Raw genomic sequence first — 20,210 nt, forward strand, 5'->3', positions numbered from 1 at the left:
CGGGGGCCTGAACGGCGGCCGGGAGGTGCCGTTCGGCGCCCCCGCCTGCCGACCGGGAGGTGCCTGGATGCGCGAGGATGGGGGCATGCCGAACCGACTCGCGGACGCGACCTCGCCGTATCTGCTGCAGCACGCCGACAACCCGGTGGACTGGTGGCCCTGGGGGTCCGAGGCGTTCGAGGAGGCGGAGCGGCGCGGGGTGCCGGTGTTGCTGAGTGTCGGGTACGCCACCTGCCACTGGTGGCAGTGAACTCGCAGACCCAGTAGTCGGCGGTGCTCACACCTCTCTGATGATCACGCGGTTCCCGCAGAGCTTCGACCAGTCGTCGCGGTCGGAGGTCAGGACAATCACGGGGGCCGGAACACGTAGCGCGAGCGCGGCAACGAGGGCGTCGATCGCGTACTTGTGCCCGTGCAGCCCGCCCGCGTCCTGAAGCAGCGCCACCGCGGTCAGGGAGTCCTCCTGGCTGACCGGTTCCACCCGCAGCCGGGAGAGCACCCACTTCAAGCGCGCCAGATCGATCTTCCCGTGCACGGCTTCGACGATAGTCAGCGCAGACACGACAACAGGCACCCCGGCTTGTCGGGATGCCTCGATGCGAGCCGCCATGCCGCGGTCGTTGCGCAGGAGTAGAGAGAGCGCCTCGGAGTCGAGCACCAGCGAGCGGGCCGGCTGCTCCTTCACGCGGCGCCCCGCTCGACATCCTCGGCGTTCTCGTCTCCGAACAGCTCGCGACGAGCGGTTTCGATCTCCTGCTCCGTGAGCGCGCCGTGTTCCTCCTCATGGGCCGCGACGATCTCGGCGAGCCCGTCCATGGCGAGCTGGTGCCTGACAGCCTCGGTGATGTAGCTGGACAGGCCGCGGCGGCCGGTTCGAGAGCGGAGCTCGCTGACCAGCTCGGTGGGCATGGACACGGAAATGTTCTCGGTGGTCCCGGCTCGGAGTGGCTTCATGGTCGCAGTGTAAGACACTTTCTATTACATGATGGAGGTTTTCTGTGCTCCGTGCCTGCCTGTGCCGTGGAGGTGCTTTCTCTCGCAGCAATGCGGCCGACGTGAGTGCCCTCGCGCCGCAGGGCGGCGTGGACGCGCGGGGAGCCGTAGGTTTCGTCGGAGCCGGCGTGGATGCGCTTGGTTAGCTCGGCGTCGTGGCGTCTGCGCTCGTAGGGCTCGTGGAGGTCGTGGCGCGCCAGCGGTAGTAGGTGGCGGCGGGGATGTGCAGTTCCCGGAGGACGGGCTCGGCCCCGACGCGGTGCTGGTGCTCATCGATGAGCCTTGAGGATCTCGCACGAGCACCGCAGGTCGGCGTTCTCCTTGCGCAGAGCGGTCAGCTCGAGCTGCGTCCTTGGGCGCCGCATGGTACCGGGATCCTTCGTCAGCTCCCGGCGATATCGTTGAGACACTCAGTTTGAGCATCACCAGTAGTGATGATGCGGTCACGTATGGACACGCGAAGGATGGGTGCCGAAGGATGGACAGGCCACATGTACACCCTGCCGTGGAATCGCGGTCTGGCTCTGGTCTCGACGCAGGCAATGGGGTGAGGTGGTAGTGGCTCTCAAGAAGTCGGACCTGTACAGCTCGCTCTGGCGGAGCTGTGACGAGCTGCGCGGCGGCATGGATGCCAGCCAGTACAAGGACTACATCCTGACGCTGTTGTTCGTGAAGTATGTGACGGACAAGGCCAAGTCCGATCCGACCTCCTTGATCGACGTTCCCGTCGGCGGATCCTTCGATGACATGGTCGCCCTCAAGGGAGATAAGGAGATCGGCGACAAGATCAACAAGATCATCGGCAAGCTCGCCGAGGCCAACGGTCTTGAGAAGGTCATCGATCTGGCCGACTTCAACGACGAGGAGAAGCTCGGCAAGGGCAAGGAGATGCAGGATCGCCTCTCCAAGTTGGTGACGATCTTCGCCGATCTGGACTTCCGTGGTAGCCGTGCTGAGGGCGACGACCTGCTCGGCGATGCCTACGAGTACCTGATGCGGCACTTCGCAACGGAGTCAGGCAAGTCGAAGGGGCAGTTCTATACCCCCGCCGAGGTCTCGCGAGTACTCGCTAAGGTCGTGGGCATCGGAGCGAGCACCCGGCAGGACCACACGGTCTACGACCCCACGTGCGGGTCCGGCTCGCTGCTCCTCAAGGTCGCTGACGAGGCCCCGCGTGGCCTCACCATTTATGGTCAGGAGAAGGACAACGCCACCTGGGCGCTGGCCCAGATGAACATGATCCTCCACGGCTACGAGGACCGTGACATCCGCAAGGGTGACACGATTACCAGCCCGCAGTTCACCCAGGGCGCACGGCTGCAGGCCTTCGACTTCGCCGTCGCCAATCCGCCGTTCTCGATCAAGTCGTGGAGCAATGGTCTGGAGAACGACTACGGTCGCTTCGAGTTTGGCCGGCCGCCGGAGAAGAACGGCGACTATGCGTTCCTGCTACACATCCTCAAGTCGCTCAGGAGCAACGGCAAGGCGGCGGTCATCCTGCCACACGGTGTGCTGTTCCGTGGCCATGCCGAAGCGAACATCCGCAAGGAGCTGCTGCGTCGCGGCTACGTCAAGGGCGTCATCGGCCTGCCCGCGAACCTCTTCTACGGCACTGGCATCCCGGCTTGTATCATCGTCCTCGACAAGGAGAATGCCCAGACACGAACTGGCGTCTTCATGATCGATGCCTCCAAGGGCTTCATGAAGGATGGCAACAAGAACCGCCTGCGTAGCCAGGACATCCACAAGATCGTCGACGTCTTCAATAAGCGGACCGAGATCGAGCGCTACGCGCGTATGGTGCCGCTACACGAGATCGCTGACCCGAAGAACGACTACAACCTCAACATCCCGCGGTACATCGACTCCTCCGAGCCGGAGGACATCCAGGACCTTCACGCCCACCTTCACGGCGGGATCCCGGACCACGACCTGGACGCACTCAACGGGTACTGGGAGGCATTCCCGAGCATTCGTGCAGCGCTCTTCAAGCCGAACCGCCCCGGCTACAGCGATCTGGCTGTCGGCGTAGCCGACGTACAAGAGGCCATCCTGGACTCCGACGAGTTCCAGAAGTTCGCCAGGGGCATCCGCGGCCAGGTGGACGAATGGTTCGCCGCGCACCGGCCAATTCTGCAAGCGCTCAATCCGGACACTGTCCCCAAGGACCTGATCGCTGGTATCAGCGACGATCTGCTGGCCCGGTTCAGGGACACCCCGCTGCTCAACGAGTACGACGTCTATGAGCAGCTCATGACCTATTGGCACAGCGTTATGCACGACGATGTCTTCCTCATCATGAACGACGGGTGGTGCGAGGCGGCGAAGCCGCGCAAGGCCATTGAGAACAAGGAGCGCAAGCTCTCCGAGACCCCGGATCTCGTCATCGGCTCGGGGCGTAACGCGATCAAGTACAAGATGGACCTCATCCCGCCGATGCTTGTCGTCGCTCGGTACTTCGCGGATGAGCAGTCCGAGGCCGATGCGCTGCAAGCGGCAGCCGAAGCGGCAACTCGCGCCGTCGAGGAGTACATCGAAGAGCACGGTGCAGAGGACGGCCTGCTTGGCGAGGCGATGGACGATGGCAAGATCTCCAAAGTCCTCGCTTCGACGCGCCTCAAAGTCGCTCGGCATGAGGGAGCTGACGCGGAGGAGATCAAGGCGCTGCAGTGTCTGATCACGTTGTACAACGAGGAGGCTGTCGCGAAGAAGGCAGCTAAGGAGGCCCAGGCCGCCCTCGATCTTGTGACCCTCAAGAAGTACAGCGGTCTCACCGAGCCTGAGATCAAGCAGCTCGTACTCGACGACAAGTGGCAGGCGACGGTCACGAGCCGTGTGGCGTCTGAGGCTGAGTCGCTCACACGCGCACTCGTCGCACGGATCCAGCAGCTCGGTGAGCGCTACACCGAGACGGTCGGAGAGCTCAACGCTGAACTCGAGAAGCTCGAAACCAAGTTGGCCGGTCACTTGTCGGACATGGGGGTGCAATGAGCACGCTTGAAACTGACGGCTGGGCGATGGTCCGCCTGGGAGATATCGGTCAGTGCCTGATCGGCCTGACCTACAGCCCCGATGCCGTCAAGTCGTCCGGAACGCTTGTACTGCGCTCCTCAAACATTCAGGACGGTCGACTTGTCTTTGACGACAATGTCTATGTGAACAGTGCGATCCCAGACAAGATCAGGGTCCGTGAAAGCGACATACTGATCTGTGCCCGAAACGGGAGTCGCCAGCTCATTGGTAAGAGCGCGATGCTCGATAGTCGCGTCGCCGGGCAGACATTTGGTGCCTTCATGGCCGTCTATCGATCTCCATTCAACCGCTACCTTCAATACTTCTTCCAGTCCGGAGGCTTTAAGCGTCAGATTGACGATAATCTCGGCGCAACTATCAACCAGATCACCAATGCGAGCCTAAACGGTTTCCTCGTTGCGTTGCCGAATCTGGCCGAGCAGGAGGAAATCGTTTCCCGCCTAACCGATGTGGATCGCTACATCGCCGTGCTGGAGAGGGCGATCACAAAGAAGCGGGCGATCAAGCATGGCATGATGCAGCAGCTGCTAACCGGCAGGACCCGTCTTTCGGGGTTCAGCGCCCCGTGGAGCGCCCGTCATTTGCTGGATCTTGTTTCACTCAAGTCTGGCCAGGTGGATCCGAGAAGGCCAGAGTATCAGGATCTGCCCCTGATTGCTCCCGATCATGTGGAGTCCGCTACTGGCCGGCTCCTGAAAGTTGAGACTGCCAGGGCGCAGGGGGCGATCAGCGGAAAGTATCTTGCGGCCCCGGGAGACGTGATCTACAGCAAGATCCGCCCCTATCTTCAAAAAGCTGTCCAGGTGAGCCATCCGGCGCTGTGTAGTGCGGACATGTATCCGCTCACGTCGAAAGCCGGCGTGGACGGGGCATTCGTGTTGCATACGCTGCTGAGTGAGCATTTCACGAACTTTGCCATCAGCGTATCTGCGCGGAGCGGAATCCCGAAAATCAACCGAAGAGAGCTGGCAGAATTCACACTCCCGGCTCCAGAGTTGGCGGAGCAGCAAGCAATTTCCTCGATGCTGAATAAAATGGGCGAGCAGATTTTCGCTCTCGAAAAGCGATTGGCCAAGCAGAGGGCTGTCAAGCAGGGAATGCTGCAAGAGCTGCTCACTGGCCGCACCCGCCTTCCCGTCAAGGAGAGCGCAGGATGAGCGACGTCGGCCAGCCGGAGCGCAGGACTCAAGACCGAGTTGTCAAGCTGTTCCGAGACTCGTTGGGCTACGAGTACCTCGGCAACTGGGAGCACCGTGCGGCAAACTCCAACATTGATGTGGAACTGCTCACGCAAAATCTCGCCGCCCGTGGCTACAGCGATAACCTCATCAGCAGGGCGATCGACAAGCTGAAGAGTGACGCCTCGCTCGGTGGCGGCCGCGATCTGTACGAGGCGAACCGAGACGTCTACGGCCTGCTCCGGTACGGAGTGAAGGTCAAGCCGGGCGTCGGCGAGCAGACGGAGACGGTGTGGCTCGTCGACTGGGTGCACCCCGAAGCCAATCACTTCGCCCTGGCTGAGGAAGTCACGGTGCTGGGGCAGCACACGAAGCGCCCGGACATCGTGCTGTACGTCAACGGCATCGCCTTCGGGACGATCGAGCTCAAGCGCTCGAAGGTCGCCGTCGCTGACGGTATCCGGCAGAGCATCGGGAACCAGCGTTCCGAGTTCATCCGGTCCTTCTTCACGACGGTGCAACTTGTCATGGCCGGCAATGACGTGGAGGGCCTGCGCTACGGTGCCATCGATACAGCGGAGAAGTACTGGCTGGCATGGCGGGAACCGTCCGACATCGCCGATTACCTCGATCGGTCCTTGACGCAGCTGTGCTCGAAGGAGCGGCTACTCGAGCTGGTCCACGACTTCATTGTCTTCGACGCGGGGCAGAAGAAGACGTGTCGGCATAACCAGTACTTCGGCGTCAAGGCAGCTCAGGAGCGGATCGCCAAGCGTGAGGGCGGCATCATCTGGCACACCCAGGGCTCCGGCAAGTCGCTGACGATGGTGTGGCTGGCCAAGTGGATCCGCGAGAATCAGCCGGACGCCCGCGTGCTCCTCATTACTGACCGGACCGAATTGGATGATCAGATCGAGAAGGTCTTTCAGGGGGTCAATGAGTCCATCTACCGTACGAAGAGCGGTAGTGACCTCCTCGGCACGTTGAGCTTGGGCGAGGAGTGGTTGGTCTGCTCGCTGGTCCATAAGTTCCGTGGCTCGGAAGACGAGGCTGCCCGCGATGAGGCTAAGATCGAGTTCATTCGTGAGCTTAAGGCAGCCGTCCCCAAGGACTTCCACGCCAAGGGCAACATCTTTGTCTTCGTTGACGAAGCCCACCGTACCCAGTCGGGCAAGATGCACGACGCCATGAAGGCGCTCGTGCCTGGTGCCATTTTTATCGGCTTCACCGGCACACCTCTCCTTAAGGAGGACAAGCATACGACTGTCCAGCGGTTCGGTAGCTTTATCCACACCTACAAGTTCAACGAGGGCGTTGCGGACGGCGTCGTGCTCGACTTGCGGTACGAGGCTCGTAACATCGACCAGGACCTGACCTCGCCGGCGAAGGTCGACCAGTGGTTTGAGGCTAAGACCCGTGGCATGACGGACCTGTCCCGCGCCGAGCTCAAGAAGCGCTGGGGCACCATTCAGAAGGTCGTCAGTTCGGAGCCGCGGGCCCGGCAGATAGTCAACGACATCCTGCTTGACATGGAGGTCAAGCCGCGTCTGGCAGATGGCCGCGGCAACGCCATCCTCGTCAGTCAGAGCATCTACCAGGCGTGTAAGTTCTACGAGCTGTTCACCCAGGCCGGGTTCAAGGGCAAGTGCGCCATCATCACGTCGTACACGCCGCAGGCAAGTGACATCGCCAAGGAAGATTCAGGCCACGGCGCGACTGAGCGGCTGCGCCAGTACGAGATCTACCGGCAGATGCTCGCGGACTACTTCGACGAGCCTGCGGACAAGGTGATGGGCAAGGTCGAGCAGTTCGAGAGGGAGGTCAAGGAACGCTTCGTCAATGATCCGGGCCAGATGCGGCTGCTCGTCGTCGTCGACAAGCTCCTGACCGGGTTCGATGCCCCGAGCGCGACGTACCTGTACATCGACAAGAAGATGCAGGACCACGGTTTGTTCCAGGCGATCTGCCGGGTCAACCGCCTCGACGGCGAGGACAAGGATTACGGCTACATCGTCGACTACCGCGACCTGTTCAACTCCCTTGAGTCCGCGATCACGGACTACACCGGCGGTGCTCTCGAGGGCTACGAGACAAAGGACATCGAAGGGCTGCTGTCAGACCGGATTGACAAGGCCCGTGACGACCTCGACGAGGCCCTCGAGAAGATCCGGGCGCTCTGTGAGCCGGTCGAACCACCAAAGAACACCCTCCATTACCAGCAGTACTTCTGCGCCCGGGAGCAGGGCAACGCCGAGCAGCTCAAGGCCAACGAACCCAAGCGGGTTGAGCTCTACAAGTCTGTGGCGGCAGTGACACGCGCCTACGGCAACCTCGCCAACGAAATGCAGGCCGCTGGGTACAGCGCAGCCGAAGCCGCAGCAATCAAGGAAGAGATTGCTCACTACGCCGACGTACGCGCAGAGGTGAAGCTCGGCGCTGGCGAGAACGTCGATTTCAAGCAGTACGAGGCCGGTATGCGGTATTTGCTGGACACGTACATCAGCGCCAGCCCCTCCGAGGTCGTTTCCAATTTCGAGGAAGCCGGCCTGATGCAGTTGATCGTCGAGATGGGATCCGGCGCGCTAGAGAGGCTTCCCGCGGGTATCAGGAGGAATCCGGAAGCGGTTGCGGCAACGATCACCAACAACATGCGCATGGTAATCATCGATGAGCGCCCGATGAACCCGAAGTACTACGACAAGATGTCGGAGCTGCTCGACGCCATACTCGAAGAGCGGCGGCAGGGTGCCCTGGACTACAAGGATTACCTTGCGAAGCTCCTGGAGCACGCGTCCAAGATCGGCAAGGGCGAGTCAGGCACCAAGTATCCGGAGTGGGCTGACAATGGTGGCCGCCGAGCCCTGATTGATTTCTTCAATCCGTCACCGGAGCTGGCCGTGGTCGTGGACACCACTGTCCTTCACACCAAGCCCGACTCGTGGGTGGGCAACGCGATGAAGGAGAAGAAGGTCAGGCGCGCGCTCGCTCAAGCTCTGACCTCCGACTTCGACAGATTTGATGAGCTCATGGACCTGCTAAAGGCACGCCATGAGTACCGCTAGTGCTTCTCTCACCATCCGTGGCATCGACATCGATGTCGTCTACAAGAACATCAAGAACCTGCACATCGGTGTCTATCCACCCTCGGGACGCGTCCGTGTGGCGGCGCCGCACCAGCTCGACGATGAGCAGGTGCGACTCGCTGTGATCCAACGCCTGCCGTGGATCAGAGAGAAGCGCGAGCAGCTTCGGTCGGCCGCACGGCAGTCCGTGCGAGAGATGGTCACGGGCGAGTCGCACTACGTGTGGGGGGTCCGCCGCAGGATGAAGGTCGTGGAGCGTCCTGGGCGGGCTCACTTCGAGCTGGACGGTGAGCGGCTGCTCCTGTATGTCCAGGCCGGCACCACGGCTGAACGGCGGCGGGAGCTGCTCGACCGCTGGTGCCGGGAGCAGCTTCGGCACGTGATCCCGGACTTGATCGCCAAGTGGGAACCCGTCCTTGAGGTGTCGGTGCCGCGGTGGAACATCAAGCGCATGAAAACCAAGTGGGGATCTTGTAATCGCGAGACCGGACAGCTCTGGTTCAATGTGGAGCTTTCCAAAAAACATCCAAGTTGTCTCGAATATGTCGTTGTTCACGAGATGGTGCACTATCTCGAACGCAACCATAGTGAACGCTTCATCGAGCTCATGGAGAGATTCATGCCGAATTGGCGGATTCTTCGCGATCGGCTAGATGAAGCGCCACTCGCAGAGGAGGAGTGGGCGTGACGACGGCGTGATTCGCCAGTTTGCTGCGCGCCCGCGAACCCGACAGCGTCACGATCGTCCTGTCAGAGCGAGGCGATAGGGTTCGAACTCAGTTCGACCGAAGTGTGGGTGTCCGCCACAGAACCGGAGGCTCGACCCGGTGAAGTTCATTGTCCTGCCCCAAGATACGCCGGTGCGCCTAGGTCCAGAGGCTGTGGTCCTAGTGGCCGATGACTGGGATGACTTCGGTTTCCGTACCAGCTATACGCTTTGGTACCGAGACTCGCAGACACAGACGAACCTAGGTTTTGTCAAGGTCGCCGTCGCCGGGCAGGGGGATGGCCCCAGCCCCATCCGTGCCGGAGTTTACGATGGCTCGCCACCGGGTGAACTCTTCTCCCTCGGGCAGAGCGACCTCTACTACGACAACATCAAGAAGCTCGGACACGACAGACGGGACGAGATCCTTCGAGGGCTCTCTGACGTTGCCTACAACCCCGACCTTCTTGAGAGTGCTATGCAGTACCCAGTGACACGCTCATCACTCTTGCGGACCGTAGAGGAACAGACGGTCAGGGCGCAGTTCAACCGGATCGCCCGTGGCGGAGCCCGGCTGACCGAGTACCGGTTCCGCTACACCGCACCGGGGCATGGCGCTGAGAGTGCTCTTGACTTCAAGGTCGATCCTGACTCCAGGCCGTCCAGCAATATCCACGCCCTCATCGGCCGCAACGGGGTTGGCAAGACGACCTTGCTGCGGAACCTGGCCGCTGCGGTTGTATTGCCTGGGAGGCACGCGGAATTCGGGCGCATGGATGTGCTCCCGACGTCTACGTCCACAGACGGCGAGCGGTTTGTGAACGTGGTGTCAGTCACCTTCAGCGCGTTCGATCCCTTCGTCGAAGTGGTCGAGGAGAGTGATCCCCGAGCGGTGAAGTACACCTACGTCGGCCTGCAAAGCACTTCGCTCGATGATCTGTCCACCGGCACCCAGCAGCAACGACTGCAAGCGGCCTTCAGTGCTGGAGTCCAGGCCGTCATCGACTCGCGGGACCTCATTCGCTGGCGCGACACCATGCTGCTGCTGAGCCGTGACCCGCAGTTCGCAGACTCCGCTGTCGCGGCCTACGCCCGTGACATACGGGCCGGCATGAAAGTCACGGACTCCGACGTGCGTGACCTGACCGCTGCCTTTGGGCGGATGAGCTCAGGCCACGCGATCGTAGTGCTGACCATGACACAACTCGTGCACCTCGTGGTGGAGCAGTCCCTAGTCCTGGTGGACGAGCCCGAGGCCCACTTGCATCCGCCACTGCTGGCTTCTTTCATGCAGGCACTGTCTCACCTGTTGGCCGACCGCAACGGTGTCGCCGTAGTCGCTACACACTCGCCTGTCGTGCTTCAGGCGATGCCACAGTCCTGCGTCTACAAGCTCATACGCCAAGGCGAGATTAGCCGCGTCGAGCGCCCTCAGCTTGAGACGTACGGCGAGAACGTCGGCGTGCTGACCCATGAGGTGTTCGGGCTGGAGGTGATGGAGTCAGGCTTCTACGCGGAGATCGGTAGAGCGGTGGCCGCACTGGATTCATACGAAGAAGTCCTCGCTTACTTTGGCGGCAAGCTCGGCGGAGAGGCAAAGGGGCTGGTCCGGATCCTCCTCGCAGAGAAGACGGATGGTCCCCTCTGATGTGGCCCCTGAAGGTCCCTATGCGGAAGGCAAGTGACAGCTACCAGGCATGCGTAGCCCGCAGCACCACGGCGGAAGGGAGGCGTGAGCGGCTGCTCAGGGCGGCCGACACCGTGCGGAAGGCTGGCCAGATGCTGCGCGAAGCCGCGGCTGCCAAGAACCTGCACGACCTTGACGCGAAGGGCTTTACGGTTCCTGAGATTGCTGGTAGCACCTTCGTGGATTGGGCGTACGAAAACGGCATGCAGACCGTCGGGGGGCGGGTAATACGCGACGAGCTGATGGCCGCTCCACCCAACGAACGCTGCCCGTTGTGCCGACAGGGTACCGTCCGCCAGCTCGACCACTACATGCCGAAGAGCCTCTTCCCTGCACTGTGCGTGGATCCGCTCAACCTCGTGCCCGTCTGCGAGCGGTGTAATTTAATCAAGGGTAATAAGCGTCCGGACAGCGCCGAGAACACGATCCTGCATCCGTACCTCGACCGGGTATCCCATGAGAGCTGGCTGGACGCACGAGCGATCCATGACTTCGGCACAGTGCGATTGTGTTTCTTCGTCAGCCCCCCGGCATCCTGGGACGCCACACTCACTGCGCGGGTCAAGAACCACTTCACGCTCTTCGAGCTCGGGAAGCGCTACGCCATCGAAGCGAACCGTGCGATCTCCGATGTTACGTACGGTGTCGACAGGCAGCGCAAACGCGGTGGCGCACGCATGGTCCGGGACTACCTACAGGAGCAAGCAGAGACCCGACTCGCCGTCGACCTCAACAGCTGTGAAGGTGTCACCTACCGGACGCTCGCTGCCGACGACCTCTACTGTCATGGTCCCTCGACGCAAGACTCTTCCAACTGAGGCTCATGGCCTCGCAGCCGACAGCTGTGTCTTGCTATGTGGCGCGGGCTGACCTTGCAGTCACTGGGTCTGTAAGGCTGGCACCTGTCTCTCGGAAACTGGGCTGGATAGTCTGGATCGTGCGACGATGCCGGTATGAATCGACTCGCGAACGCGACGTCGCCGTACCTGCTCCAGCACGCCTCCAATCCTGTGGACTGGTGGCCATGGGGAGAGGAGGCGATGCAAGAGGCCAAGCGGCGCGACGTTCCCATCCTTCTCTCGGTGGGCTATTCGTCGTGCCACTTAGCCTGATGATCATTGGTGCCATGTCATGGCGCACGAGAGCTTCGAGGACGAGGCGGTGGCCGCGTACGCCAACGAGCACTTCGTCGCGGTGAAGGTGGACCGCGAGGAGCGGCCGGACGTGGACGCCGTCTACATGGAGGCGGTGCAGGCGGCCACCGGGCAGGGCGGGTGGCCGATGACGGTCTTCCTGACGCCCGAGAAGGACCCGTTCTACTTCGGGACGTACTTCCCGCCCGAGCCCCGGCACGGGATGCCCGGCTTCCGGCAGGTGCTGGAGGGCGTGAGCGCGGCCTGGCGGGACCGGCGGGACGAGGTCGGCGAGGTGGCCGCGCGGATCCGGGCCGAACTCTCCGAGCGGGCCTCGGTGTACGGCGCCGGGGCCGGGGTGGCCGGCCCGCCCGGTGCGGCGGACCTGCACCAGGCGCTGGTCGCGCTCAGCCGGAGCTTCGACCAGCAGCGCGGCGGCTTCGGCGGCGCGCCCAAGTTCCCGCCGTCGATGGTGCTGGAGTTCCTGCTGCGCCACCACGCCAGGACCGGCTCCGAGGCGGCGCTGCAGATGGCCGAGCGGACCTGCGAGGCGATGGCCCGGGGCGGCATCTACGACCAGCTCGGCGGCGGCTTCGCCCGCTACTCGGTGGACGCGGACTGGGTGGTGCCGCACTTCGAGAAGATGCTCTACGACAACGCCCTGCTGCTGCGGGTCCATCTGCACCTGTGGCGGGCCACCGGCGGGGCGTTCGCCCGCCGGGTCGCGCTGGAGACCGCCGACTTCCTGGTGCGTGAACTCCGCACTGCCGAGGGGGGATTCGCCTCCGCGCTGGACGCCGACAGCCTTGACGAGGAGACCGGGCGGCCGGCCGAGGGCGCGTACTACGCCTGGGAGCCGGGGCAGTTGGTGGACGTGCTCGGGCCGGCGGACGCCGCGCACGCGGCCCGGCTGTTCTCCGTGACGGCGGCCGGGACGTTCGAGCACGGCACCTCGGTCCTGCAGCTCCTGGCCGACCCGGAGGACCCGGCGGAGTACGAGCGGATCCGCACCCGGCTGTTCGAGGCGCGCGCCCTGCGCCCCGCGCCCGCCCGGGACGACAAGGTGGTGGCCGCCTGGAACGGGCTGGCCATCGCCGCCCTCGCCGAGACCGGCGCACTGCTGGAGCGCCCGGACCTGATCGAGGCGGCCGAGCGCGCGGCCGACCTGCTGCTGGCCGTCCATCTCACCGCCGACGGACGCCTGTTGCGCACCTCCCGGGACGGCAGGGCCGGCGAGAACGCCGGAGTCCTGGAGGACTACGCGGACACCGCGGAGGGCTTCCTCGCCCTGTACGCGGTCACCGGCGAGGCCGAATGGCTCGACCTGGCGGGCGGGCTGCTCGACACCGTGCTGGCGCACTTCACCGACGCGGCGTCAGGCGCCATGTACGACACGGCCGATGATGCCGAGGAGTTGATCCGCCGCCCGCAGGACCCGACCGACAACGCCACCCCGTCCGGCTGGACCGCCGCCGCGGGCGCCCTGCTCACGTACGCCGCGTACACCGGTTCGGCCCGGCACCGCGGTGCCGCCGAGCGGGCGCTGGGCATCGTCGGCGCGCTCAGCGGCCGGGCGCCGCGCTTCATCGGCTGGGGGCTGGCCGTCGCCGAGGCACTGGCCGACGGCCCGCGCGAGGTCGCCGTGGTCGGCCCGGCCGACGACCCGGCCACCGCCGTACTGCACCGCACCGCACTCCTCGGCACCGCCCCCGGCGCCGTGGTGGCCCTCGGCGAGCCCGGCACGGCGGACGTCCCGCTGCTCGCCGACCGCCCGCTGCTGGACGGGCGTCCCGCCGCGTACGTCTGCCGGCACTTCACCTGCGACGCCCCGACGGCGGACCCGGCGGTGCTGGCGGCGAGCCTGGGCGTCCGGGAGGAGTAACGCCGGCCGCCCCGGGAGGAGCAACGCGGGCCGCCCGACCGCCGTGTGCCCGCCGTGGTCGCGGCCGGTTCCGTCCACGCCCGCAGGGCGGGCGCCGGAGAGGTGGTGCTCTACACCGACCTGGCCAATCCGACCAGCAACTCGATCTGCCGGAAGCCGGGTTGCCGTCCGGTCGAGGACTGCCTGGTCCTGGAGTTCGGCTGATCCGGCCCGCCGGGCCGCTCCTCGGGGCCGCCGACCGGAGGTCGCCGTCGCGGCCACTAGCCGGATCGCCTGCGGGCCGGTCCTCACACGGAATTGATGCAACGTTGATCCCCCGTTCGCCCCGGAGGGGAGGGACGCGTGTCACCGTGGGTGGAGACGGTGTGGCATGCGGTCATGCGGCTGGAGGGGCGCCGATGGCGAGGGATGGGCAGCTCTGGGGGGCTGTGGCTGGGGTGGCGGCGGCGCTGGCGGTGGTCGGCGGCTATCTGGTCGGCGGGGAGCGGATGGTCTGGGTGGTCGCCGCCGCCGAGACCCTGGTGTTCATGGGCTGGGTGGCCCGCCGCTTCCGGGGCAGGGCACTGACCGGGCCAGCCGTCCACGGTCCGGACGCGGCCCACTGCGAGCGCTGCGCCCGCGCCCGCGCCCGGCTTGGGGCAGCACTGACCGGAGCCGGAACGAGGGCCCGCTCCTGCGGCGCCGTCAGCCGGCCGGGCTGTACGCGACCATCGAGACGCCGACGTACTGCACGATGAACGCGCCCAGGGTGAAGGCGTGGAACACCTCGTGGAACCCGAACCAGCGCGGTGACGGGTTGGGCCGCTTGAGCCCGTACACCACACCGCCCAGGGTGTAGAGCACACCGCCGACGATGATCAGGGTGAGGACGGCGGCGCCGCCGGTCCGCAGGAAGTCCGGCAGGAAGAAGACCGCCGCCCACCCGAGCGCGAGGTAGCAGGGCGTGTAGAGCCAGCGCGGGGCGCCGACCCAGAAGACCCGGAAGGCGATCCCGGCGAGCGCGCCACCCCAGACCAGCCAGAGCAGTATCTGGCGCCGTCCGCCGTGCAGCAGCAGGATCGTGAACGGCGTGTAGCTGCCCGCGATGATCAGGAAGATGTTCGCGTGGTCGAGCCTGCGCAGCACGGCCTCGCCGCGCGGGCCCCAGGTGAAGCGGTGGTAGACGGCGCTGACGCCGAAGAGCAGCCAGGCGCTGACCGAGTAGACCGTGCAGGCGACCCGGGCCGCCGTCGACTGGGCCAGGCAGATCAGCACGATTCCGCCGGCGACCGAGGCCGGGAACATCCCGGCGTGCAGCCAGCCCCGCCATCTCGGCTTGACCATGCCGGTGACCGGATCCGTCGGAAGGGCCGCGGCCGGGTCCACGACCGCCGGCACGGCCGGGGCGGCGAGCGGTTCGGGGAGGTTCTCACAGGCCGTGCTCTGGTCGGCAGTCATGGCCAACATGCTACTTACGGAACCGTAGGTTACCAATGCGTAGAAAGTGGCCCTACTCACTTTTGGACGTTCTGGAGTGTTCGAGCCCGACGTTCGAGGGTCGCAATCGGGCTCGAGGAGTCGCGAAACCGACCCCAAGTTCGACACTGTGGCGCAAAGCTTCCGTCAAAAGCGCCAAGGCGCCGTATTCGGGCTGGCATGGCGGGGCTACGGTGTAACCACCCTCAAACCCCCGCAACGCCGTCTCCTGTCCGGGATGGCGTGAAACGGAGCGATCGTGTCGTACGAGAACTCTGCTCTCGCAACCGCGCCCACCCGCCACAAGGCCCTGCTCGCCTGGGTGAGCGAGATCGCGGAGCTGACCCAGCCGGACCGCGTCGAGTGGTGTGACGGCTCGGACGAGGAGTACCAGCGCCTCGCCGACCTGCTCGTCGCCCAGGGCACCTTCCGGAAGCTCGACGAGGAGAAGCGCCCCAACTCCTACTACGCGGCCTCCGACCCCTCGGACGTCGCCCGCGTCGAGGACCGGACGTACATCTGCTCCGAGCAGGAGAAGGACGCGGGGCCGACCAACAACTGGAAGGCTCCCGCCGAGATGCGCGAGGTCTTCCAGGGCGAGAAGGGCCTGTTCCGCGGTGCGATGAAGGGCCGCACGATGTACGTCGTGCCGTTCTCCATGGGACCGGTCGGCTCCCCGCTGGCCGCGTACGGCGTCGAGATCACCGACTCCGCCTACGTCGCCGTGTCGATGCGCGTGATGACCCGGATGGGCCAGGCCGTGATCGACCAGCTCGGCGAGGACGGCGAGTTCGTCAAGGCCGTCCACACCGTGGGCGCCCCGCTCGCGGAGGGCGAGCAGGACGTGCCGTGGCCGTGCAACAGCACCAAGTACATCTCGCACTTCCCGGAGACCAAGGAGATCTGGTCCTTCGGCTCCGGTTACGGCGGCAACGCCCTGCTCGGCAAGAAGTGCTACGCGCTGCGCATCGCCTCGACCATGGCCCGGGACGAGGGCTGGCTGGCCGAGCACATGCTCATCCTGAAGCTCACCCCGCCCACCGGTGAGGCCAAGTACGTCGCGGCCGCCTTCCCGAGCGCCTGCGGCAAGACCAACCTCGCCATGCTCCAGCCCACCATCCCGGGCTGGAAGGTCGAGACCATCGGCGACGACATCGCCTGGATGCGCTTCGGTGCCGACGGCCACCTCTACGCGATCAACCCGGAGGCCGGCTTCTTCGGAGTCGCCCCGGGCACCGGCACGGACACCAACGCCAACGCCATCGCCACCCTGCACAGCAACACCGTCTTCACCAACGTCGCGCTCACCGACGACGGTGACGTCTGGTGGGAGGGCCTCACCGACGAGCCGCCGGCCCACCTGACCGACTGGCGCGGCAACGACTGGACCCCGGAGTCCGGCACCCCCGCCGCCCACCCGAACGCGCGCTTCGCCGTCCCGGCCGCGCAGTGCCCGACCATCGCCCCCGAGTGGGAGGACCCGGCGGGTGTGCCGATCTCGGCCATCCTGTTCGGCGGCCGCCGTGCCACCGCGGTCCCGCTGGTGACCGAGTCCTTCGACTGGCAGCACGGCGTCTTCCTGGGCGCGAACATCGCCTCCGAGAAGACCGCCGCCGCCGAGGGCACCGTGGGCGAGCTGCGTCGCGACCCGTTCGCGATGCTCCCGTTCTGCGGCTACAACATGGGCGACTACTTCGCCCACTGGCTGAAGATCGGCCGCCAGGCCGACGCGGACAAGCTGCCGAAGATCTACTACGTGAACTGGTTCCGCAAGAACGGCGCGGGCAAGTTCGTCTGGCCCGGCTACGGCGAGAACAGCCGAGTGCTGAAGTGGATCGTCGAGCGCCTGGACGGCACCGGCGAGGGCGTCGAGACCCCGATCGGTGTGCTGCCCGCCGTCGAGGGCTTCGACCTCGACGGCTTGGAGATCCCGCAGGAGGACCTCGACCTGCTGTTCTCCGTCGACGCGGACATCTGGCGGCAGGAAGCGGCGCTGGTGCCGGCCCACCTGGAGCTCTTCGGCGACCACACGCCGACCGAGCTGTGGGACGAGTACCGAGCGCTGGTCAAGCGCCTGGGCTGACGGGCCCGGGTTTGAGGGGCCGCCGCCCCTACTCCTCACCGGGGGCGGCGGTGCTCAAAAGACATCGGCCGTCGGCCGGAGCCCCGCTCCGGCCGACGGCCGCTTCTCCGTCGCCCCCGGGCGCCTGGATCAGGCCCGCAAGGCCACGGGCAGCGCGAGTTCGGGGCCGTGTGCAGCCCGGCCCTCAGGGCTGCGTGTAGCCCGAGAGGAAGTCCCCGATCCGGGTGACCGCGTCCGTGATCTCCTCCGGGCGCGGCAGTGTGACCAGCCGGAAGTGGTCCGGCTCGGGCCAGTTGAAGCCGGTGCCCTGGACGATCAGGATCCGCTGGGCCCGCAGCAGGTCGAGCACCATCTGCTGGTCGTCCTTGATCTTGTACACCTGCGGGTCCAGCCGCGGGAACGCGTAGAGCGCGCCCTTGGGCTTCACGCAGCTCACGCCCGGGATCTCGTTCAGCAGCCGGTACGCCGCGTCCCGGGACTCCAGCAGCCGCCCGCCGGGTAGCACCAGGTCCTTGATCGACTGCCGCCCGCCGAGCGCCGCCGCCACCGCGTGCTGAGCCGGCATGTTGGCGCAGAGCCGCATCGACGCCAGCACGTTCAGGCCCTCGATGTAGCTGCGGGCCCGCGCCCGGTCGCCGGAGAGCACCATCCAGCCGGAGCGGAAGCCCGCCACCCGGTACGCCTTGGACATGCCGTTGAAGGTGACGCAGAACAGGTCCGGCGCCAGGGTGGCGAGCGGGACGTGCTCCGCGTCGTCGTAGAGGATCTTGTCGTAGATCTCGTCCGCGTAGACCACCAGTTTGTGCCGGCGGGCGATCTCGACCAGGCCCTCCAGGACCTCGCGCGGATAGACCGCGCCGGTCGGGTTGTTGGGGTTGATCACCACCAGTGCGCGGGTCCGGTCGGTGACCTTGGACTCGATGTCCGCCAGGTCGGGGTACCACTCCGACTGCTCGTCGCAGCGGTAGTGCACGGCGGTGCCGCCCGCCAGGCTGACCGAGGCCGTCCACAGCGGGTAGTCGGGCGCCGGGACCAGCACCTCGTCGCCGTCGTCCAGCAGCGCGGTCATGGCGAGCTGGATCAGCTCGGAGACCCCGTTGCCGAGGAAGACGTCATCGACCGAGAGGTCGTGCAGTCCGCGATCCTCGTAGTGCATGACCACGGCGCGGCGTGCGGAGAGCAGCCCCTTGGAGTCCCCGTAGCCGTGGGCGCCGGCCAGGTTCCGCAGGATGTCCTGGAGGATCTCCGGCGGCGCCTCGAACCCGAACAGGGCCGGGTTCCCGGTGTTCAGCTTGAGGATGCGCTGCCCCTGGTCCTCCAGACGCATAGCCTCGTCGAGCACCGGGCCGCGGATGTCGTAGCAGACATTGGCGAGCTTGCTGGACTGGATGACCTGCATGTCTGAGTACTCTACGGTGCTCGGCCGCCGGCCACCTCGTGCTCTGGGCCACAGCCCGGTGCTCTCCCCTCATCACCGCCTACTCCGGCGGCGGCTCATCACCGCCTACTCCGGCGGCAGCGCGTAGATGTGCGGGCCGAGCTGGGCGAACAGCCGCTTGCCGTCCGTGCCCAGGTACCAGTCGTCCGTCGAAGCGCCCTGGACGGAGAAGGTCCAGCGCAGGGTCGGCGCGCCGTGCACGGACGGCGGGTCCTGCTCCTTGGCGCCGCGGCCCAGCCGCACGGTGCCGGGAGAGGGGGCATGGTCCGCCCCGGTCGGCGAGTAGCCGTCCACCGATGCCGCGGCGGTGCCGCGCGCCGGGGTCTCCATGTCCATCACCTGCGCGGCGTGCTGCGCCAGCGCCCCGGTGACCGGTGCGGGCAGCCAGCCGTGGCGCAGCACCGCCGCGGCGCCCTCCGGGGAAAGCAGTTAGGCGGTGGCCAGCCAGGGCGTCGGGCCGTCCTGGTCGGCGTCCACCACCGGAGCGGTGTACGTGCCGTCAACCGCGCGCGCGGCCTCCACCTCGCGGGCGAACCTGCTGCGGAACTCCCGGTCCTCCGCGAGCTCCGGCCGGACGACCTTGACCGCCACGGTCCGGCCACCCGCCGAACGGGCCAGGTACACCCGTCCCATCCCGCCCGCGCCCAGCCGGGCGAGGAGGCGGTACGGTCCGACCGCCTCCGGATCGGTGACCTCCAAGGGCTCCATGCACTGCTCCCCGTTCACAAGGTGATCCGCCATCACCGGCCGCTGGTTCCGCAGATGGTACGGGCCGTACGCTCGACCCGTTCGGGCGGAGGGGGCGGCTGTGGTCGGCGAACTGGTCGGAGCGGGGGGCGGTCTGCTCGCGGCACCGCTGCTGCGTGCGGCGGCGGCGCGCTACGCGGTGCCCTACGGCGAGCCGTGGCGTGCGCCCGGAACCCCGGGCGGCCCCGGCCTCCTCCCGGTCGGGCTGGTCGCGGCCGGGACGGGCGCGGCGGTCGGCGCGGCCGCCCACCGGCCGCTCGTGCTGCCGCTGGCCTGGGTGGCCCTGTTCGGCGTGGTGCTCGCCTTCGTCGACGTGGCCGTCCACCGGCTGCCGGACGTCCTCACCCTCCCGCTCGCCCTCGGCACGGCCCTGCTGCTCGTCCTGACCGAACACCAGGGCGCCGTACTGCTGCGCTGCCTCTACGCCGCACTGGCGCTCGGCGCCTGCTACGGCGCGCTCGCACTGCTGGCACCGATGGGCTTCGGTGATGCCAAACTGGCCCCCACCCTGGGCGCGGTCCTCGGCTGGTACGGCTGGAGCACCGTGCTGGCCGGCTTCTGGTACGGCTTCGTGCTCGCCGCCCTGTGGGGCGGAGCGCAGTTGCTGACCCGCCGGATGAAGGGCGGCGACGCCTTGCCCTTCGGGCCCTGCATGCTCCTCGGCGCACTGCTGGCGGTCCTCCTCCACTGACACCGGGCAGGGGTGTGCTTCCAAGGGGCGGCCGCCCCGGCACACTCGGGCGCCCACGTGGTGTACCCGGCATCCGTACGGGGGTCCTGGCAGGGTGGTGC

At 66.1% G+C, this 20,210-nt stretch carries 14 protein-coding genes and 3 pseudogenes; 11 read left to right on the forward strand and 6 right to left on the reverse strand.

Features of this window, described 5'->3' with window-relative positions:
* Window positions 1-85: 85 nt before the first annotated feature.
* A pseudogene (locus ACZ5ON_RS15665) lies at window positions 86-241 on the forward strand (DUF255 domain-containing protein); the annotation flags it as partial.
* Window positions 242-277: 36 nt separating this feature from the next.
* Here ACZ5ON_RS15665 and ACZ5ON_RS15670 read toward each other — a convergent pair.
* From ACZ5ON_RS15670 to ACZ5ON_RS15680, 3 genes are read right to left on the reverse strand one after another with little or no spacing between them, the layout of a single operon-like run.
* Window positions 278-685: a PIN domain-containing protein gene (locus ACZ5ON_RS15670; RefSeq protein WP_465591619.1), complete on the reverse strand. Its 408-nt coding sequence runs from the start codon at window positions 683-685 to the stop codon at window positions 278-280.
* Window positions 682-954, reverse strand: a complete 273-nt coding sequence (locus ACZ5ON_RS15675; RefSeq protein ID WP_465591622.1) for a hypothetical protein — start codon at window positions 952-954, stop codon at window positions 682-684. Before ACZ5ON_RS15675 ends, ACZ5ON_RS15670 begins: the two co-directional genes overlap by 4 nt.
* A complete protein-coding gene (locus ACZ5ON_RS15680; RefSeq protein ID WP_465591812.1) occupies window positions 951-1,193 on the reverse strand; it encodes an IS3 family transposase in 243 nt (80 codons plus the stop codon). Before ACZ5ON_RS15680 ends, ACZ5ON_RS15675 begins: the two co-directional genes overlap by 4 nt.
* 358 nt (window positions 1,194-1,551) lie before the next feature.
* Between ACZ5ON_RS15680 and ACZ5ON_RS15685 the strand changes: the two genes are divergently transcribed.
* From ACZ5ON_RS15685 to ACZ5ON_RS15720, 8 genes and pseudogenes are all read left to right on the forward strand, one after another.
* Entirely contained in the window at window positions 1,552-3,984 is a 2,433-nt protein-coding gene (locus tag ACZ5ON_RS15685) for a type I restriction-modification system subunit M (protein ID WP_465591625.1), read from the forward strand.
* Window positions 3,981-5,183, forward strand: a complete 1,203-nt coding sequence (locus tag ACZ5ON_RS15690; RefSeq protein WP_465591628.1) for a restriction endonuclease subunit S — start codon at window positions 3,981-3,983, stop codon at window positions 5,181-5,183. Before ACZ5ON_RS15685 ends, ACZ5ON_RS15690 begins: the two co-directional genes overlap by 4 nt.
* Window positions 5,180-8,266, forward strand: coding sequence for a type I restriction endonuclease subunit R (locus tag ACZ5ON_RS15695; RefSeq protein WP_465591632.1), 3,087 nt, complete (start codon window positions 5,180-5,182; stop codon window positions 8,264-8,266). The genes ACZ5ON_RS15690 and ACZ5ON_RS15695 overlap by 4 nt, the downstream gene beginning before the upstream one ends.
* The gene (locus tag ACZ5ON_RS15700; RefSeq protein ID WP_465591635.1) at window positions 8,253-8,975 is read left to right on the forward strand and encodes a M48 family metallopeptidase; all 723 of its coding nucleotides are present in this window, start codon (window positions 8,253-8,255) and stop codon (window positions 8,973-8,975) included. Before ACZ5ON_RS15695 ends, ACZ5ON_RS15700 begins: the two co-directional genes overlap by 14 nt.
* A 139-nt stretch (window positions 8,976-9,114) precedes the next feature.
* Window positions 9,115-10,641, forward strand: coding sequence for an AAA family ATPase (locus tag ACZ5ON_RS15705; RefSeq protein WP_465591638.1), 1,527 nt, complete (start codon window positions 9,115-9,117; stop codon window positions 10,639-10,641).
* A gap of 131 nt (window positions 10,642-10,772) precedes the next feature.
* Entirely contained in the window at window positions 10,773-11,498 is a 726-nt protein-coding gene (locus ACZ5ON_RS15710) for an HNH endonuclease (RefSeq protein ID WP_465591641.1), read from the forward strand.
* A gap of 135 nt (window positions 11,499-11,633) precedes the next feature.
* Window positions 11,634-13,695: pseudogene (locus ACZ5ON_RS15715) on the forward strand (thioredoxin domain-containing protein).
* Between the two features lie 45 nt (window positions 13,696-13,740).
* Complete coding sequence (locus ACZ5ON_RS15720) at window positions 13,741-13,899, forward strand: GNAT family N-acetyltransferase (protein WP_465591644.1); 159 nt, start codon at window positions 13,741-13,743, stop codon at window positions 13,897-13,899.
* Window positions 13,900-14,379: 480 nt separating this feature from the next.
* On the opposite strand, the gene trhA is transcribed toward ACZ5ON_RS15720, so the two are convergent.
* Window positions 14,380-15,132, reverse strand: a complete 753-nt coding sequence (trhA, locus tag ACZ5ON_RS15725; RefSeq protein ID WP_465591647.1) for a PAQR family membrane homeostasis protein TrhA — start codon at window positions 15,130-15,132, stop codon at window positions 14,380-14,382.
* 277 nt (window positions 15,133-15,409) lie between these two features.
* Here trhA and ACZ5ON_RS15730 point away from each other — a divergent pair, with 277 nt between their 5' ends.
* The gene (locus ACZ5ON_RS15730) at window positions 15,410-17,233 is read left to right on the forward strand and encodes a phosphoenolpyruvate carboxykinase (GTP) (RefSeq protein ID WP_465591650.1); all 1,824 of its coding nucleotides are present in this window, start codon (window positions 15,410-15,412) and stop codon (window positions 17,231-17,233) included.
* 184 nt (window positions 17,234-17,417) lie between these two features.
* Here ACZ5ON_RS15730 and ACZ5ON_RS15735 read toward each other — a convergent pair whose 3' ends face one another.
* Window positions 17,418-18,632, reverse strand: a complete 1,215-nt coding sequence (locus ACZ5ON_RS15735) for a pyridoxal phosphate-dependent aminotransferase (RefSeq protein WP_465591653.1) — start codon at window positions 18,630-18,632, stop codon at window positions 17,418-17,420.
* Between the two features lie 372 nt (window positions 18,633-19,004).
* Window positions 19,005-19,379: pseudogene (locus ACZ5ON_RS15740) on the reverse strand (hypothetical protein); the annotation flags it as partial.
* Between the two features lie 100 nt (window positions 19,380-19,479).
* Between ACZ5ON_RS15740 and ACZ5ON_RS15745 the strand changes: the two are divergent.
* A complete protein-coding gene (locus ACZ5ON_RS15745) occupies window positions 19,480-20,109 on the forward strand; it encodes a prepilin peptidase (protein ID WP_465591656.1) in 630 nt (209 codons plus the stop codon).
* Window positions 20,110-20,210 lie beyond the last annotated feature (101 nt).

The organism is Kitasatospora sp. NPDC032150 (genome assembly GCF_055579945.1).

What these genes read in the sequence shown, in the direction of transcription:
- ACZ5ON_RS15675 (WP_465591622.1), bottom strand. Translation starts at nt 954, where the DNA reads ATGAAGCCACTCCGAGCCGGGACCACCGAGAACATTTCCGTGTCCATG.
- ACZ5ON_RS15690 (WP_465591628.1), top strand. Translation starts at nt 3,981, where the DNA reads ATGAGCACGCTTGAAACTGACGGCTGGGCGATGGTCCGCCTGGGAGAT.
- ACZ5ON_RS15695 (WP_465591632.1), top strand. Translation starts at nt 5,180, where the DNA reads ATGAGCGACGTCGGCCAGCCGGAGCGCAGGACTCAAGACCGAGTTGTC.
- ACZ5ON_RS15700 (WP_465591635.1), top strand. Translation starts at nt 8,253, where the DNA reads ATGAGTACCGCTAGTGCTTCTCTCACCATCCGTGGCATCGACATCGAT.
- ACZ5ON_RS15710 (WP_465591641.1), top strand. Translation starts at nt 10,773, where the DNA reads ATGCTGCGCGAAGCCGCGGCTGCCAAGAACCTGCACGACCTTGACGCG.
- trhA (WP_465591647.1), bottom strand. Translation starts at nt 15,132, where the DNA reads ATGACTGCCGACCAGAGCACGGCCTGTGAGAACCTCCCCGAACCGCTC.
- ACZ5ON_RS15735 (WP_465591653.1), bottom strand. Translation starts at nt 18,632, where the DNA reads ATGCAGGTCATCCAGTCCAGCAAGCTCGCCAATGTCTGCTACGACATC.